The sequence below is a fragment of the Membranihabitans marinus genome (assembly GCF_021729155.1).
Lineage (GTDB): Bacteria > Bacteroidota > Bacteroidia > Chitinophagales > Saprospiraceae > Membranihabitans > Membranihabitans marinus.
In genome coordinates, this window is record NZ_JAJQYA010000009.1 from 50,391 (window position 1) to 65,563 (window position 15,173).

Here is a 15,173-nt window from a genome sequence, read left to right on the forward strand (position 1 = left end):
AATGTTTTAAATAGGAGAAGAAAGGTAATAGTTTAATTTACTGCGCAGGATTTGATACAATAATTGGAAAAACTTAAAATTGAAAAAGAATGGAACTCCAGAAAAAGCTAATCGCAGAATTACAGAAAAAGCACTCTAGATCTGAGTTGGTCAAAGACTTTGTTGATCTTTTGGACATCTCTCAAAGTGCAGCCTACAATAAAGTAAATTGTACGAGTGAACTTACACTTAGTGAGTACAGTAAAATATCTATCCAATACAGAATACACACATTTGAAATTGGCAGTATCATCTCTGCTGATTTTCCATTTTTAAAGGAAGAAAACAGAAGTTTCAATGATCTTATTAAGTTACTCATTGAAGATTATAGGTTATATATCAATGATTACGGTACTCCCATTATCAGATATTACAGCAACCTAATTCCTTTGCAAATACTGATTAATTACCCTAAAATTTTTCAATTTACTGTATTTGTCTGGTTGGAAAATATCAATTCTCAGTTTAATACTTCATATAAGCAATACAACAAGATTGATTTTCAAGATTCCTACAAAGAGGAATTTGACAACTTCCAAACTTTGACTAAGATATATGAATACTGTGATATTCATACCTTCTTGTCTCCCAACATCTTTCAGACTTATTTCAAATTACTAGAATACCACCTAGAATTAGATACCATAACCTTGGATCAAGTCTTAGAAATAAAGAATGAGATGAGAATCTTCTTGGCAGACTTTGAAAAACAATGTCAAGATAAAGATGCCAAACACAAATTCTACATCCACGAATTAAATATTAATTCAGTGATGTTCCAAGTACAAGATAAACACACTTATATGGTGATGAATTCACCTATATATTTTAGAGTGGAAAACAAAGACTTCAATTTCTACATCAAGAAATGGTTTGATCAAATCGAGAGTAGATCTATTCCAATTAGTAATATTAATGAAAAAGTACGAAGAGGAATTATCAAAAACATGAAGAATTCATCTGAGAAATTCTTTACAAAAATCGAGTTGCTCAATGCAGATTAATCCAAATAAATTCTAATATCAGACCAAAGACCGATTGTTTTTAAAATATTTCCTATAAAAAGTCAATTCCTCCTTATAAACAGGGATTGACTTTTTTTATTACAATAAACTACAATACAGAGATATACAAATATCACATTAGATTTCTATCTTTATAAGAAATAAACTAATGAAAAAACACTATTCCACAAGTCCAAACAGGACAATATAGGGCATTTTATCACCTCCATAACAATGTCCTCCCAATTCAAAAAATAGGAAAGACCTCAATACTAATCCTAGACCTAAACATAATCTACCACTATTAATAAAATGCAAACATCAACATAGTATTGTTATGAGACATCAAATCCAAGAGCACATGACTATTTCTAACCTTTGTAAGACTAAACGCTGAAATTGGATATAATACGAATTACATTTATAATTTATAAGCTTACCCACCCACGCCACGGGGGCTTTCCCACCCGAAACACGGAGGTTTCGTTTCCCTCGCCAAAGGTCGATTTACGACCTTTGATTGCTCAAAGAGCAATTTTGTTCAGTCGTAGCCTCGTCAAACGGCCAACCCTCCCGTGAGACTGAGCTCACGGCTCCTTCGCTGAAAGTCGATTTACGACTTTCAATACTACGCATCCTGCTCAGTTGTCTCGAAATCTTTTCCGTCATTATAAAATGTAATTCGTATAACAAGGCCAATTAACTCCTTTTGAGAATGTAAATACTTATTTCTAATTATATAATTATGAGATTCCCAGATTAATAGAGGATTGAAAAATAATATATAAAAACAATTAATAGTTTCCATCCATTTTCCTAGGAAGACATCCTACCATATAACTCATCCTGAGGACAACGGTCAAAAAGGCAGTCAAAGCGTTATTCAACAAAGCAAGAATTCCCCGTATAGCCTATTCCACAGCCACTACAACCTTTCTAAAAAGGAAGACTATTGTTATCCCTTGTACAGGGAAAAGAGAGAATTATAGCTATCTCCTTTAAATTAACCTTAGGCAAATAGAAACATTAGATTCTATATATTTACAAGCCCCAAATAACACCTATTTCAGCAACTCCTATTTTGTTTAAATTAACCTCTCACTATGCATTTCATAAGAAATATCGAACATTACAGTGTCGACATTAAATATTCACAAGATTCAAGACTAGGTGGTGTAGAGGAATGGAATATCTAAATTAAGGTTGGTAACTACAGGATACGTATTTAATCGTCTTGCCATTGGCCAAATGCATTTTCTCGTAATAAGTCTGAATATCTAAGACCGATCTTTTCTCCAAAGCATATACATCGGGAATATCTGTATCCAATTCGTAGTTTACGTGTTCTTCAAAACTTTCCAAGGTATATTTATACAGGGTATCGTCATCTGTTTTTAGATGAACCTTACCCCCATTGACCAATATTTGGGAATACCGGTTGAGGAAAGCAGGTGAAGTCAATCGTCTATTGGCATCGGAATTTCTTAAAAAAGGATCGGGAAAAGTAATCCAACATTGTGACACCTCTCCTTCTTGAAAATAATTTTGAATAAATTCGATTCTAGTGCGCAAAAAAGCCACATTATTCAACTCTTGATCCAAGGCAGAAGTAGCTCCTTCCCAAATTCTATTCCCCTTGATATCGACTCCGATAAAATTGTGATCTGGATTTTCTTTGGCCAATGCCAAGGTATAATCTCCCTTGCCACAGGCCAATTCTAAAACAATGGGATTATCGTTTTTAAAATAATCGAGATTCCATCTTCCTTTAGGTTTCCATTTGTCATCATTGTTCCGATAAACCTGTCCATCAAACAAATCAAAGGCCTCAAAAACATTGTTAAAAAGTGTTATTTCTGAAAATTTCCTTAGTTTATTCTTCCCCATACGTTATACCTTATAATTTGTCCCTACAAAATTAATAACTTTATTAAAGAAAGTAGGAATGGCATTCTAGTACTTTTTATATTTGCAAAAAATTTGACTATGGCTCTTAAAAAATCATCCTTATTCCTGTTTTTTATTTTATTGGTATCGATACAATCTCAAGCCCAAGAATTTTCATTTGGATTCAAGGCTGGACTGACCAATACCAAGAATGACGGCCCTATAGAAATAGGAAGCAATGGCGAAAATCTGGAATCGATTAATGCCAAAAGCGCATTTATCCTTTCTCTTTTAACCAATATTAGATTTACCGATGAATTTTCCCTTCAAGGCGAATTGATGTACAATCAGAAGGGGTACAACTACAATTACAATGGTCCTTCATACGCCATTGTAAGAACAGCAACGGATCGAACCTTTTATTTTAATGGCAATCGCGATTACAGCCTAAATGTGAACAATACCTACTTCCAAATTCCTCTATCGGTTTCGTACAAATTTTTCAACCGAATTGAATTGCAAGCCGGTGTATATGGAAGTTTATTGGTGCAGTCCACAGGAACTGGAGAGGTGAAATACAACGACATTCCCGAGGTGAGTGGTGAATTGGTTCAAACCCTGAGTTACAATTTCAACAAAGACAATGCAGGTCAAGCCAGTCCCAGCAGTCAGCAAGTAACGATCAACAACGATGTTCATACCATATCATCCCAAGTCGGAGCTTATTACGATTATTCTAGCGTTGACAAGTCTTTCTTTAACAAGATCGATGCTGGTTATCATGTGGGACTTAATTTTTACATCAATCAAAGTCTGTTTATCGGGGCTAGATATTCCCTCAGTGCATTGGACAATACCAGAGCGGAAGTTGACAGAACCTTTACCCAACTTCAGAACAATGAATTGATCTTCAAAGACGATGAGGATAAATTCCAAACGCTGGAGTTTTCAATAGGATTCTCCTTCTAATTCGTATAATATACCCATGAAATACCAGAGGCATTTGGTATAGGAATAAGTATAATACCAATTACGTTTCTAATAGATAAGCTCACCCACCCACTACACGGAAGTGAACGAGCATGACAGAATGAAGTTTCACGAAGTGCAACTACGTTCAGTCATTCAAAAATCTTAACCGACATCATAAAACGTAATGGGTATAAGATCTGATTTCGCCGAAATCAGATCTTATTTTTTGGGCAGACGTATAGCAAAGGTAGTTCCTTCATCTAGCCCACTTTTCTTTACAAATATTTTGCCTTCGTGATAGTTTTCTATAATGCGTTTGGCCAAAGACAATCCCAATCCCCAACCTCGTTTCTTGGTAGTATATCCCGGTTCAAAAACCGTCTTTTGATTTTGTGAAGATATTCCTTTCCCGGTATCGCTCAATTCTATTTCCCAATAATTATCCTCTTGATGAATGGTCGTGGTTATGGTACCTTTTCCAGACATGGCATCTAAAGCATTGCGCATCAGATTTTCGATAACCCAGTTAAAAAGATGGCTATTGATTTTGGCCATTATCACCTCTTGTTGACTTTCATTGATCAAGCTAAAAGTTATTTTTCTAGAAGCACGCTTTTCCATGTACTCCATGGTCTTTTTAATTTCATCGAGAATATTGGTATCCACTAAATTGGGGGCGGCTCCGATCTTAGAAAATCGATCTGCAATAAGTTCCAAACGACCGACATCATTTTCCAATTCGTGAATGATATCGAGTTGTTCTTCATCGACTTCACTGGCTTTTAGATGTTCCAACCAAGCAATAATAGCAGAAATGGGCGTCCCCAATTGATGAGCTGTTTCTCTAGCCATACCTACCCAAACTCGATTTTGCTCCGCACTTCTACTCGTACTAAAACCCAGATATCCAATAAATACATAGGCCGCCAACAGCAATAAAATAATAAGGGGAAGTAGGGATAGTAGTTGATATTGGATCGGTGGAGCATAATAAAGACGATGTACAAAGCCCACTCCTTCGATGGAAAGCGGTTTTTCATCTGAATTTTTCATTTTCAGAAGTTGCTTTTCTAAGTATCCGGGGTTTTGAACCTTGGAATCAGGAAAATTTAAAGAATTTAAAATCTGATCCTGTTCATTGACTATAATAATTCTGACATTGTTATTTCGACTGATTACATCGGTCTCAAAATTGACATCTTTATCACTATTGTCTGGATCCTTGCTAATACTCTCATAGGCTACCGCAAGGTTTTCCATGTTGATTTTCAACACTTTCTTCAATTCGTTGGCTAAAAAGAAGGTATAAAAAATCGTAATAACGACGATAACTATGCCCGCAAAAACCAAGTTTAATTTCCAACGATTCTTTTTCTGATATATATCCATAAATTGTAAAACAATTTTATACTAAACGATTGATCGGATAAGTTGTTATTCCTTCCTATCTTTACATCCAATTATGATAACTATAGATCCATTAGACACCATAGATATTCGTGATCTCACCATCGGTGAAATTACTAATTATCTTATAAAAATCGGGGAACCAAAATTTAGAGCCGCACAAATACATCAATGGTTGTGGAAACACGGTGCTATTTCTTTCGATGAAATGACGAATTTACCCCATACACTTCGGGAAAAGTTGTCGAATGAATTCAGTATTTTGAACATTCATGCCGATATTATTCAGAAAAGTGTGGATGGCACGGTGAAGTTTCGATACGTGCTCAAGGACGACCACAAAATCGAAAGTGTACTCATCCCCGTTGTTGGTGAAAATCGATTTACCGTATGCGTTTCTTCTCAGGTCGGCTGTAGCCTTTCCTGCAGTTTTTGTGCCACAGGACAGATGAAGCGAAAACGCAATCTATCCGCCACAGAAATATATGAACAAGTGTATAAGGTCAATCAATACTGCCTCAATGAATACCAACGACCATTGACCAACATCGTATACATGGGTATGGGAGAACCATTGTTGACCTACAAGAATGTTAAGAGAAGTATAGACTTGATCAACGACGAATCCGGTCTGGGTATGTCGACGAAACGAATCACTATCTCCACAGCAGGTATAGCCAAAATGATTCGCAAAATAGCCGACGATGGGCTCAAATGCAAACTGGCCTTATCTCTTCATGCTGCTATGGACCACAAACGATCACAGATAATGCCTATCAACGATAATGACTCCATTGATGAGTTGATAGAATCCTTAAAATACTATTACCAAATCACCAAAAACAGGATTACTTTTGAGTACATCCTATTCGACCAATTTAATGATTATCAAGAAGATGCCGATGCATTAGCTCAATTGTGTAAACATTTTCCCGTCACCGTCAACATCCTTGAATACAATCCTGTAATGGGAGTTGACTTGGTAAAATCAAGCACCAATCGTTTCGAAAATTTTGTAAAAATGATGGCTCATCACGGAGTCAATGTTACCGTACGCAGAAGCAGAGGCAAAGATATCGATGCAGCATGCGGTCAGTTGGCCAATAAAGAATAATGACCAGCTGTATAAGATTATAGAAATAAATTTATCAACTATTCGTTTTACTCCAAAATGTTTATCTGTGACTCACAAAATATATATAATTACTTGGCTTATGGTATTCTCTCTTACCTTGGGGAAGGCTCAAAAAGGATTTGAAGCCGGAGCCTGGTTGGGTGCCAGTTTTTATTTTGGTGATCTCAATCCCAATTATGACCTCACCCATCCCGGTGTAGGAGGCGGGGGCATTGTTCGATATAATTTTAACGATCGAATCAATCTAAAATTTGGGATAAACTATATACACGTTCATGGAGATGACAATTATTTTGACAATAGTTTTCAACAAAATAGGGGACTTAATTTCAAGTCCAACGTCCTCGATATAACCAGTGAATTAGAATTCAACTTTTTCTCTTTTGAGCCCGGGAGTCAAGATCATTATTATACCCCATTTCTAAGTGCAGGTTTTGGTATATTTAAATTCAATCCCAAAGCCACCTACGATGGTGAAACCATGGAATTGCGCTATTTGGGTACAGAAGGTCAAAATCTAGACGACGAATATTATGACACCAAATTATCGGGAGCCCTATCTGGTGGATTTAAATACGCTATAAACAGTCGATGGATCTTGCAATTTATCGTAAGTACAAGATTTTTGACTACGGATTATCTCGATGATGTAAGTACTACTTATCCCGATGTATTGGTGGTTCAATCCATGAGAAACATCGATAATATAGCCAAATTTATTGACCCTACCGACACTTCATATCCAGGTAAACAAAGAGGAGACAGCGTAGGGATGGATAGCTATTCTTATTTTGGCATTGGACTGACCTATTACTTCGGAGGCCTACAATGTCCAGATATCAGTCGTTAAACTTTATTGTATTAGAGACAATCAAAACCCCCATGATAAAACAACAATCCATCATTTTGCCTCCACTCGGTAGAGGATTTCATTTGGTAACCGACAATATAATGCAACAACTCGGTCCATTGCCCAATTGTGGATTACTCCATCTATTTATTCAACACACATCGGCAGGGATCTGCATCAATGAAAATGCTGATCCAACGGTATTGCATGATTTTGAAATCATTTTCAATCAATTGGTACCAGAAAATATCAAGGGCATCCGCCACACCTATGAAGGACCGGATGATATGCCAGCCCATATCAAATCCACTCTGACTGGTCATGAATTAACGATTCCGATCACTAACCACCAACTCAATTTAGGTACTTGGCAGGGTATTTATTATTGCGAATTCAGAAACCACAGATCGTCACGTCATCTCATAGCAACCATCTATAGTTAATCTGGGAAGGTCTAATACTCCGACATCATTAAACCATTGATAATTAACCATTAACAATTAGTTACTAGCTACTAGTCATTAACAATTAATCACTAACCATTGATATTTAACCATTAACAATTAGCCATTGATAATTGATAATTAACAAATGGGTGATTTAAATTTAAATGCAGTGTCATCGCAGCACAGTGGCTGTGACTTCACTCGCCGTAGACCGATTTACGGGCTTTTCCCACCCATCCACGACACAGTGGTCGTGGCTCCTTCAAGCAATTATATTATTACTGTGACAAGTACTTAAACTTGTCAATTTAAATGCAGTATCGTCGCAGCGCAGTGGCTGCGACTTCACTCGCCCTAGACCGATTTACGGGCTTTTCCCACCCATCCACGACACAGTGGTCGTGGCTCCTTCAAGCAATTATATTATTACTGTGACAAGTACTTAAACTTGTCAATTTAAATGCAGTATCGTCGCAGCGCAGTGGCTGCGACTTCACTCGCCCTAGACCGATTTACGGGCTTTTCCCACCCATCCACGACACAGTGGTCGTGGCTCCTTCAAGCAATTATATTATTACTGTGACAAGTACTTAAACTTGTCAATTTAAATGCAGTATCGTCGCAGCGCAGTGGCTGCGACTTCACTCGCCATGGCCTACCCACCCGGAGCACAGTGGCTGAAAAACTATCGAATTACGGGGCAATCACGCCTCGGCACAGTGGCCTACCCACCCGAAACACGGAGGTTTCGGTTCCCTCACCATTGATCCATTAAGGATCAATGATGCTGCGCATTTTGTTCGGTCATCCTCGCCAAAGGTCGATTTACGACCTTTGATCCTTCGGATTTTGCTCGGTCACATTAATAATTAACCATTGACAATTACTAATTAAATCCTACTCCTTATAAAACAACCACTTACCCAACTCCCTAAAGCTGGCCTTTTTCCCGTACATTAATATACCCACTCGATATATTTTACCCGATATCCACACCATAAACACCACAGCCACTACCAAAAAAAACAGAGACATCACTATCTGCCACCACGGAGGATTAAACGCCAGCCGGGCTGGCATAACAATAGGAGAAAATAAAGGAAATATACTAGACCATATCGCCAAACTGCTATCCGGCACTCGTATGGTCGTCATCATTATATAAAAAGCCATTAAAACAGGAATGGTTATCGGAAGGATAAGAGACTGGCTATCCTGCATATCATCACCCACAGCTGATCCCACAGCCGCAAACAGAGATGAATATATCAAATACCCCCCTATAAAATAACATATAAATAATACCACCAATTTAAACCACTGAATCTCCTGAACCTCTTGCATGACTTGATATACCATATACTCCACTTCGTCGGGAGAAATAGAACCCGTTCGGTTAAGATTTTCGATGGTTTCCATATCGGTTTCAAAACCAAAAAACATATTGCCTATCAACACCAAGCTGGGAATAAGCAATATCCAAGATAAAAACTGTATCAATCCGATTAATCCAACACCCAGTATCTTGCCCATCATGAGTTCAAAGGGCTTAACTGAGGATATAATAACTTCTACGATGCGGTTGGTCTTCTCCTCCATCACACTTCGCATGACCATTGATCCATTGATAAAAACTATTAAATACATTATAAAACCCATAGCCATTCCCAATCCAGCACCCAAATAGGAACTGAACTCAGAAGACCGGCCTACCTCTTCCCCCGACGGATTAGATGAATCCGTACTTATGGCCGTAGTTTCTATAGTAACCCTGGTGTCCAACTGATCTAATTGAACTTGAGAAATATTCATTTCCTTTAATTTGAAATTTTTTATCTCCCTTTGGATAATAGACTTGAGGTTGGTCAATTTTTCAATATCCAAATTTTTATCTGAATAATAGGTCACCGTAATTTCATCTACAGCTACATTTTGAATTTTGGGTATCCACAATATTCCATCATAGGCCTCGCTGGAATGACTCCTCAGTGTCCTAATATCCTCCTTTGAAAAACTAAAATAAAGATTGGACTGATCTTTAATACTACCGTTAAACAAATTGGCTTGATCGACGATGAGAATACTTTTCTCGTCATCCCCATTATACCCCATAATCAACCCAACCACGACTATAAAGATCCCTAAAATCAGAGGCCCCAACAAGGTAGCCAACCAAAATTTCCTATTTTTTACTCGAATTAAAAATTCCCTCCTCGCAATTAATAAAATCTTCTTCATGTTAAATTTTTATGCTGGTATCAACCTGCTGAAGTGTCTAAAATGTCAAACCCAATTATGCATTGTGAACCATGGGCTTCACTTCACTAGGTGCTGTAACCAGTTTGATAAAAATATCATTGATAGACGGTAATATTTCGTGAAATTCCTTTAAGTAGTATCCTTCATCTAACCATTTCTTCATCTGGATATTGGCCGCAGCCAAATCTTCAAACTGCAGAACCAAGGCTGAATCATTATCGTTTTGCATGATCTCTATATCATTTGACACCACAGGCAACTGATTAGATGAAAAAGTAAATTGAAAGATATTGTCTTTGTGCTGCTGCTTAATCTCTTCAATGCCTCCAGTTAATACCAATCTGCCTTGATTCATCAACACAATCTCCTCACACACTTCCTCCACTTGTTCCATTCTATGAGTCGAAAATAATATCGTAGTACCATCTTCCTTCAACCGCAAAATCTCCTGTTTCATCATATTGGTATTTACAGGATCCAAACCACTAAAAGGTTCATCCAATATCAACAGTTTGGGTTGGTGGAGTATAGTAGCCACAAATTGGACCTTTTGTTGCATCCCTTTTGAGAGATCTTGAATTTTCTTTTTTTCCCATCCCTCCATGTTAAATCGATCGTACCACTCTTGAATTCTCAATCTGACCTCCTTTAATGACAATCCTTTTAACTGTCCCAAGTATTCAAGTTGATCTTGAACATTCATTTTCTTATACAAACCCCGTTCCTCCGGCAAATAACCAATTTCGGACTGATGTTCGCGATTCAATTCATGCCCCATAAAGGATATTTCGCCTTCATCTGCTGCTGTAATAGAATTAATGATGCGAATCAATGAAGTTTTGCCCGCACCATTGGGTCCTAGAACACCAAAAATTATACCTTCACGTACATTAAATGAAATTTTGTCCACTGCGGTATAATTTCCATATGATTTTGAAACATTTTTTATCGATAAGGTGTCCATATTTCAGTATTTTCACGTATAAATATATAGTTAGTTCTCTATTTAATTTTAGAACTCTTGATTTTTTTAAAAAAAACCAATCTTATGAAAACCAGTATTTTTAGAATAAGCTTATGTTTAATCGCTTTTTTATTTGTGCAAAACAGTTTTGCACAAGATATCTCAGAACGCTCTGCCGAGAGTGATGAAGGTCCTCACAATGCATATATTATAGTCATCGATGATCTCAATGAGAAAGTAGCCACCGATGTATGGGAAGACTTTATTAAGGATCACAAAAGCAAAATCAAACGCATTCGCAAATCAAAAGTGAAAATCGCTGAAGAAGTAGAAATCCCAGGTCTATCGGGTAAGGTTCACGTAAAATCTGAAATAGAAGGTTTAGGTAAATCCACTGAACTCAAATTGTGGTTTATCCAAAATGGTACTTATTTGTCCTCTACCGACCAACCGGAATCCTATGACCACATCGACCGATTTATCGACAATTATTTCCTAGCCTTAGATGTCGCTGAAGTAAAAGTAGAAATCGAAAACGAAGAAAATATTTTGAAAAACTTGGAGAAAGATCTCGACAAGTTGAAAAAAGACAATGACAAACTACACAAAGAAATCTTAAAGGCTGAGGAAACCATTCGTTTGGCCAAAGAAGACATCGAGACCAACTTGGCCGATCAAAAAACAATGGAGAATAAAATAGAAGATCAAAAGAAAATGGTAAACCAAACCAAAGACAAACTTTCGAAGATCCAATAAGACACATTTAACTATGTAACAATTTCTTCATAAGCCGTTCATTTTGAACGGCTTTTTTTATTTCTAATCCCCAACACCCCGGGGTTATCCACAATTCCACAATAACAGAAATTAAAAAATATTAAAAATAATAAGGGGAATAAGTTTTTTATTTCAAGAATCTTTACCAATAACCAATCACGGCATTACATATTATACATAATTATATGTAACAATTTTTTAACATTGCTTTTCCTACTATATTCCACTCAAGTAAATCAATAAATTACGTAATGATAAAGATCATATATATGATGATATGTCATTGAAAACGAAAGATTAAATATCTTATACCCAGATCATTCCATTCATCTAGTCAATGTGGATTATTTAAACTTATTCACGCAAAAAAGAAACTAATTAACATCAAAATGTGTATTAACTAACAGGAATTATTCATTTATCAACATTAAACCAACAAATGAAAAACAGAATGAAAAAAAAATCATATTAGATTATATTAGATTTGTTCCATTGCATTATATGTAAAAAAAATATTACATGTCTGAACCCACGAACTCTGTTAAAAAATTAAATACCAAACGCCTCAAAGCCATACGTCCTGAGAGCGACCCTCTAAAAGCAGGATATGGGAAGGTACAACCTCAAGCTATAGAATTAGAAGAGGCAGTATTAGGAGCATTAATGCTGGATAGAGAAGCCATGCCCAATGTTATCGACTTATTGCGGCCTGAGAGTTTTTATATCGAAGCCCACCAAACCATTTTTAGGGCTATGCAACAATTATTTAATCAAACCAAACCCATAGATTTACTTACCCTGCACGAAGAACTCTTGCAAATGGGTGAATTGAAAAATATAGGAGGAGCCACTTATCTAACCGAATTAACCGAAAAAGTAGCCTCAGCTGCCAATATCGAATTTCACGCTCGGATTATCGCTCAAAAACACATTAAGAGAGAATTGATAAGAGTATCGACCATGACTATCGAAAACTCATACGACGATACCATGGACGTATTTGAACTATTGGACGAATCCGAAAGAAGTTTATTTGACATTACTCAACAAAACCTTAATCGAAGTTATGAATCGCTAAGTACATTGGCCGGTAAAGCACAACGCAAAATGGAAGAATTGGCTTCCAAAAACGAAAGTGTAACTGGGGTACCATCAGGTTATAAAGATTTGGACAAAATCACCTCGGGCTGGCAACCTTCTGATATGATTATCGTAGCAGCTCGTCCAGGTATGGGTAAGACATCATTTACCCTGGCTTTGGCCAAGAACTCAGCCATGATGTACAACAAAGGGGTGGCCTTCTTTTCACTGGAGATGTCCGATGTTCAGCTAACCCAGAGATTGATAGCCATGGAATCGGGAGTGAGTATTAGTAAACTTAGAAATGGTAAACTCGAAGAAGATGAATGGAAACGATTTAACCAAGCTGTTGAAAAACTAAGTGAAGTTCCCATTTATATCGATGATACTCCAGCCATTAATATATTTGAACTCAGAGCCAAGTGTCGGCGATTAAAAATGAAGCACGACATCCAGATGGTTATGATTGATTATTTGCAGTTGATGACCGGCGGTGGAGACAAGAAAAATGGAACCCGTGAGCAGGAGATTTCTTCGATATCTAGAGCCCTCAAAGGTATGGCCAAGGAATTGAACATACCAGTAATTGCACTTTCTCAGCTATCGCGTGCCGTCGAAACCCGTAGCGCAGATAAGCGTCCACAACTTTCCGATCTTAGGGAATCTGGAGCCATCGAGCAAGATGCGGATTTAGTTTCCTTTATCTATCGTCCAGAATATTACGATATCATGACCGATGAGTCTGATCAAAGTTTGGAAGGTATTGCTGAAATTATCATTGCCAAACACAGAAATGGTTCTACTGACAATGTCCGACTGCGATTTATAAAAGAATTTACAAGGTTTGAAAATCTTGAAGAGTTTAGTTTTCCCGCTTTTGATCCATCTGGTGGTCAATCATCAGAAGATGAAGGCAGCATAACCAGACCTTCGAGAATGAATATCGATGACGATATACCGTTCTAAAACCACGAACTACCATTTATGATATCACAAGAGGAGCTTCATCAACATTCTTTATGGCCTATGCGACTGAATAAATTCATCGCATACGCTGGTATTTGTTCGAGAAGGAAAGCCGAAGAATTGGTAAAAAAAGGAAGTATCACGGTCAACGATGAAATCGTAACCCAGCCTTTTATCGAAGTTTTGGAAACCGATATTGTCAAATACAAAGGCGATATCATCAATATTAGTAAAAACTATTATTACCTTCTGCTGAACAAACCAAAAAACTTTATCTCCACAGCCAGCGATGAAAAAAATCGCAAAAGCATTTTGGACCTTATCCAGGAAAGTAAAACGGAAAGACTATATCCCGTCGGCCGACTCGATAGAAATACCACCGGACTTATTCTCATAACCAACGATGGACATTTTGCTCAAAAACTCGCTCATCCCAAAAACAATATTACCAAGATATACAGGGTAATCCTTGACAAAGATGTAGCAGCTGGGGATTTGGAAAAATTTCAAAATGGCGGTCAGCTCGATGATGGCTTCTTTAAACCCGATGTTGTCAATTTTGTGGATAGCAATAGTACAAAAGAACTCCACATAGAAATTCACAGTGGCAAAAATCGCATCGTTAGAAGGTATTTTGAACACTTCGGTTATACCGTTATCAAATTGGATCGAGAATACTATGCTGGGCTAACCAAAAAAGGATTGTCTAGAGGAAGATATCGCCGACTCACAGCCAATGAAATCCGAAACTTAATGCACTTGGGCAAATAATACCTTCACGCAAACAAATTTATAAGGGACTCATATACATCATTATTCAACTACTACATTGAACTTCAATCTGAGAATAGCTTCTACCGTCTGAGAGGCAGCAGACCTCGTTTCCAATCCAATTTTTATACCGATCTTGGAATTGTAAAACAGTCTCTGTAAATCTACGATATAGGGAATCATACTGAGGTCAGAACCCGTACCTATAGGCACCAATGCCAGTTCATAACTGAGGTATTCTTCTCTGGTATCGTCTGGATTAAACACGTATACAGTGGCCCGACGAACATAGCCCCAAGTCTGACCATTGGACACATTGGTAAGTACGGCAGAGGCAGGTTCTACTTTCAATACATCGGCAGCAGTAATATTTTTGGTCTCCAGATATTTTTCAAATTGAATACCTATGGTGGGGTTGAGAAAATAATGGGTTTTCAATGGTGCCAATCCCGCCCCAATACTGTAAGGTACATCTAAGGTAAATTGTCCTATTACATTTTGATTATCTTTGCATGAAGACATCAATAAGATAAATAAAAAAGCTAATATGTGGTATTTCATGTAAGTGGATCAATTTCTATATTTACATTTAACGCAAATATTTATTTTTTCGCAT

13 protein-coding genes are annotated in these 15,173 nt (G+C 37.2%); 8 read left to right on the forward strand and 5 right to left on the reverse strand.

Annotated elements, in window-relative coordinates:
* Positions 1-89 precede the first annotated feature (89 nt).
* On the forward strand, positions 90-1,043 hold the full coding sequence (locus LVD51_RS07840) for a hypothetical protein (RefSeq protein ID WP_236970660.1): 954 nt from the start codon (positions 90-92) through the stop codon (positions 1,041-1,043).
* 1,197 nt (positions 1,044-2,240) lie between these two features.
* Here LVD51_RS07840 and trmB read toward each other — a convergent pair.
* Complete coding sequence (gene trmB / locus LVD51_RS07845) at positions 2,241-2,930, reverse strand: tRNA (guanosine(46)-N7)-methyltransferase TrmB (protein WP_236970661.1); 690 nt, start codon at positions 2,928-2,930, stop codon at positions 2,241-2,243.
* A gap of 99 nt (positions 2,931-3,029) precedes the next feature.
* Here trmB and LVD51_RS07850 point away from each other — a divergent pair, with 99 nt between their 5' ends.
* Positions 3,030-3,899 carry a porin family protein gene (locus LVD51_RS07850; RefSeq protein WP_236970662.1) on the forward strand — a complete coding sequence of 290 codons (870 nt, stop codon included), beginning with the start codon at positions 3,030-3,032 and terminating at the stop codon, positions 3,897-3,899.
* Between the two features lie 222 nt (positions 3,900-4,121).
* Here the strand turns inward: LVD51_RS07850 and LVD51_RS07855 are convergent, their stop codons facing one another.
* Positions 4,122-5,291, reverse strand: coding sequence for a sensor histidine kinase (locus tag LVD51_RS07855; RefSeq protein WP_236970663.1), 1,170 nt, complete (start codon positions 5,289-5,291; stop codon positions 4,122-4,124).
* Positions 5,292-5,364: 73 nt separating this feature from the next.
* Between LVD51_RS07855 and rlmN the strand changes: the two genes are divergently transcribed.
* From rlmN to LVD51_RS07870, 3 genes are all read left to right on the forward strand, one after another.
* Positions 5,365-6,423, forward strand: a complete 1,059-nt coding sequence (gene rlmN, locus LVD51_RS07860; protein ID WP_236970664.1) for a 23S rRNA (adenine(2503)-C(2))-methyltransferase RlmN — start codon at positions 5,365-5,367, stop codon at positions 6,421-6,423.
* Between the two features lie 67 nt (positions 6,424-6,490).
* Complete coding sequence (gene porG, locus LVD51_RS07865) at positions 6,491-7,294, forward strand: type IX secretion system protein PorG (protein ID WP_236970665.1); 804 nt, start codon at positions 6,491-6,493, stop codon at positions 7,292-7,294.
* Between the two features lie 32 nt (positions 7,295-7,326).
* Positions 7,327-7,737, forward strand: coding sequence for a secondary thiamine-phosphate synthase enzyme YjbQ (locus LVD51_RS07870; protein ID WP_236970666.1), 411 nt, complete (start codon positions 7,327-7,329; stop codon positions 7,735-7,737).
* 900 nt (positions 7,738-8,637) lie between these two features.
* Here the strand turns inward: LVD51_RS07870 and LVD51_RS07875 are convergent.
* Positions 8,638-9,978: an ABC transporter permease gene (locus LVD51_RS07875; protein WP_236970667.1), complete on the reverse strand. Its 1,341-nt coding sequence runs from the start codon at positions 9,976-9,978 to the stop codon at positions 8,638-8,640.
* A gap of 55 nt (positions 9,979-10,033) precedes the next feature.
* Positions 10,034-10,963 carry an ABC transporter ATP-binding protein gene (locus LVD51_RS07880; protein ID WP_236970668.1) on the reverse strand — a complete coding sequence of 310 codons (930 nt, stop codon included), beginning with the start codon at positions 10,961-10,963 and terminating at the stop codon, positions 10,034-10,036.
* Positions 10,964-11,047: 84 nt separating this feature from the next.
* Here LVD51_RS07880 and LVD51_RS07885 point away from each other — a divergent pair, with 84 nt between their 5' ends.
* The 3 genes from LVD51_RS07885 (at position 11,048) to LVD51_RS07895 (ending at position 14,557) form a co-directional block, all read left to right on the forward strand.
* The gene (locus tag LVD51_RS07885; protein WP_236970669.1) at positions 11,048-11,719 is read left to right on the forward strand and encodes a hypothetical protein; all 672 of its coding nucleotides are present in this window, start codon (positions 11,048-11,050) and stop codon (positions 11,717-11,719) included.
* 540 nt (positions 11,720-12,259) lie between these two features.
* Complete coding sequence (dnaB, locus tag LVD51_RS07890) at positions 12,260-13,786, forward strand: replicative DNA helicase (RefSeq protein WP_236970670.1); 1,527 nt, start codon at positions 12,260-12,262, stop codon at positions 13,784-13,786.
* An 18-nt stretch (positions 13,787-13,804) separates the two neighbouring features.
* The gene (locus LVD51_RS07895; protein WP_236970671.1) at positions 13,805-14,557 is read left to right on the forward strand and encodes a pseudouridine synthase; all 753 of its coding nucleotides are present in this window, start codon (positions 13,805-13,807) and stop codon (positions 14,555-14,557) included.
* A 42-nt stretch (positions 14,558-14,599) separates the two neighbouring features.
* Here the strand turns inward: LVD51_RS07895 and LVD51_RS07900 are convergent, their stop codons facing one another.
* Entirely contained in the window at positions 14,600-15,118 is a 519-nt protein-coding gene (locus LVD51_RS07900; RefSeq protein WP_236970672.1) for a hypothetical protein, read from the reverse strand.
* Between the last annotated feature and the right edge of the window lie 55 nt (positions 15,119-15,173).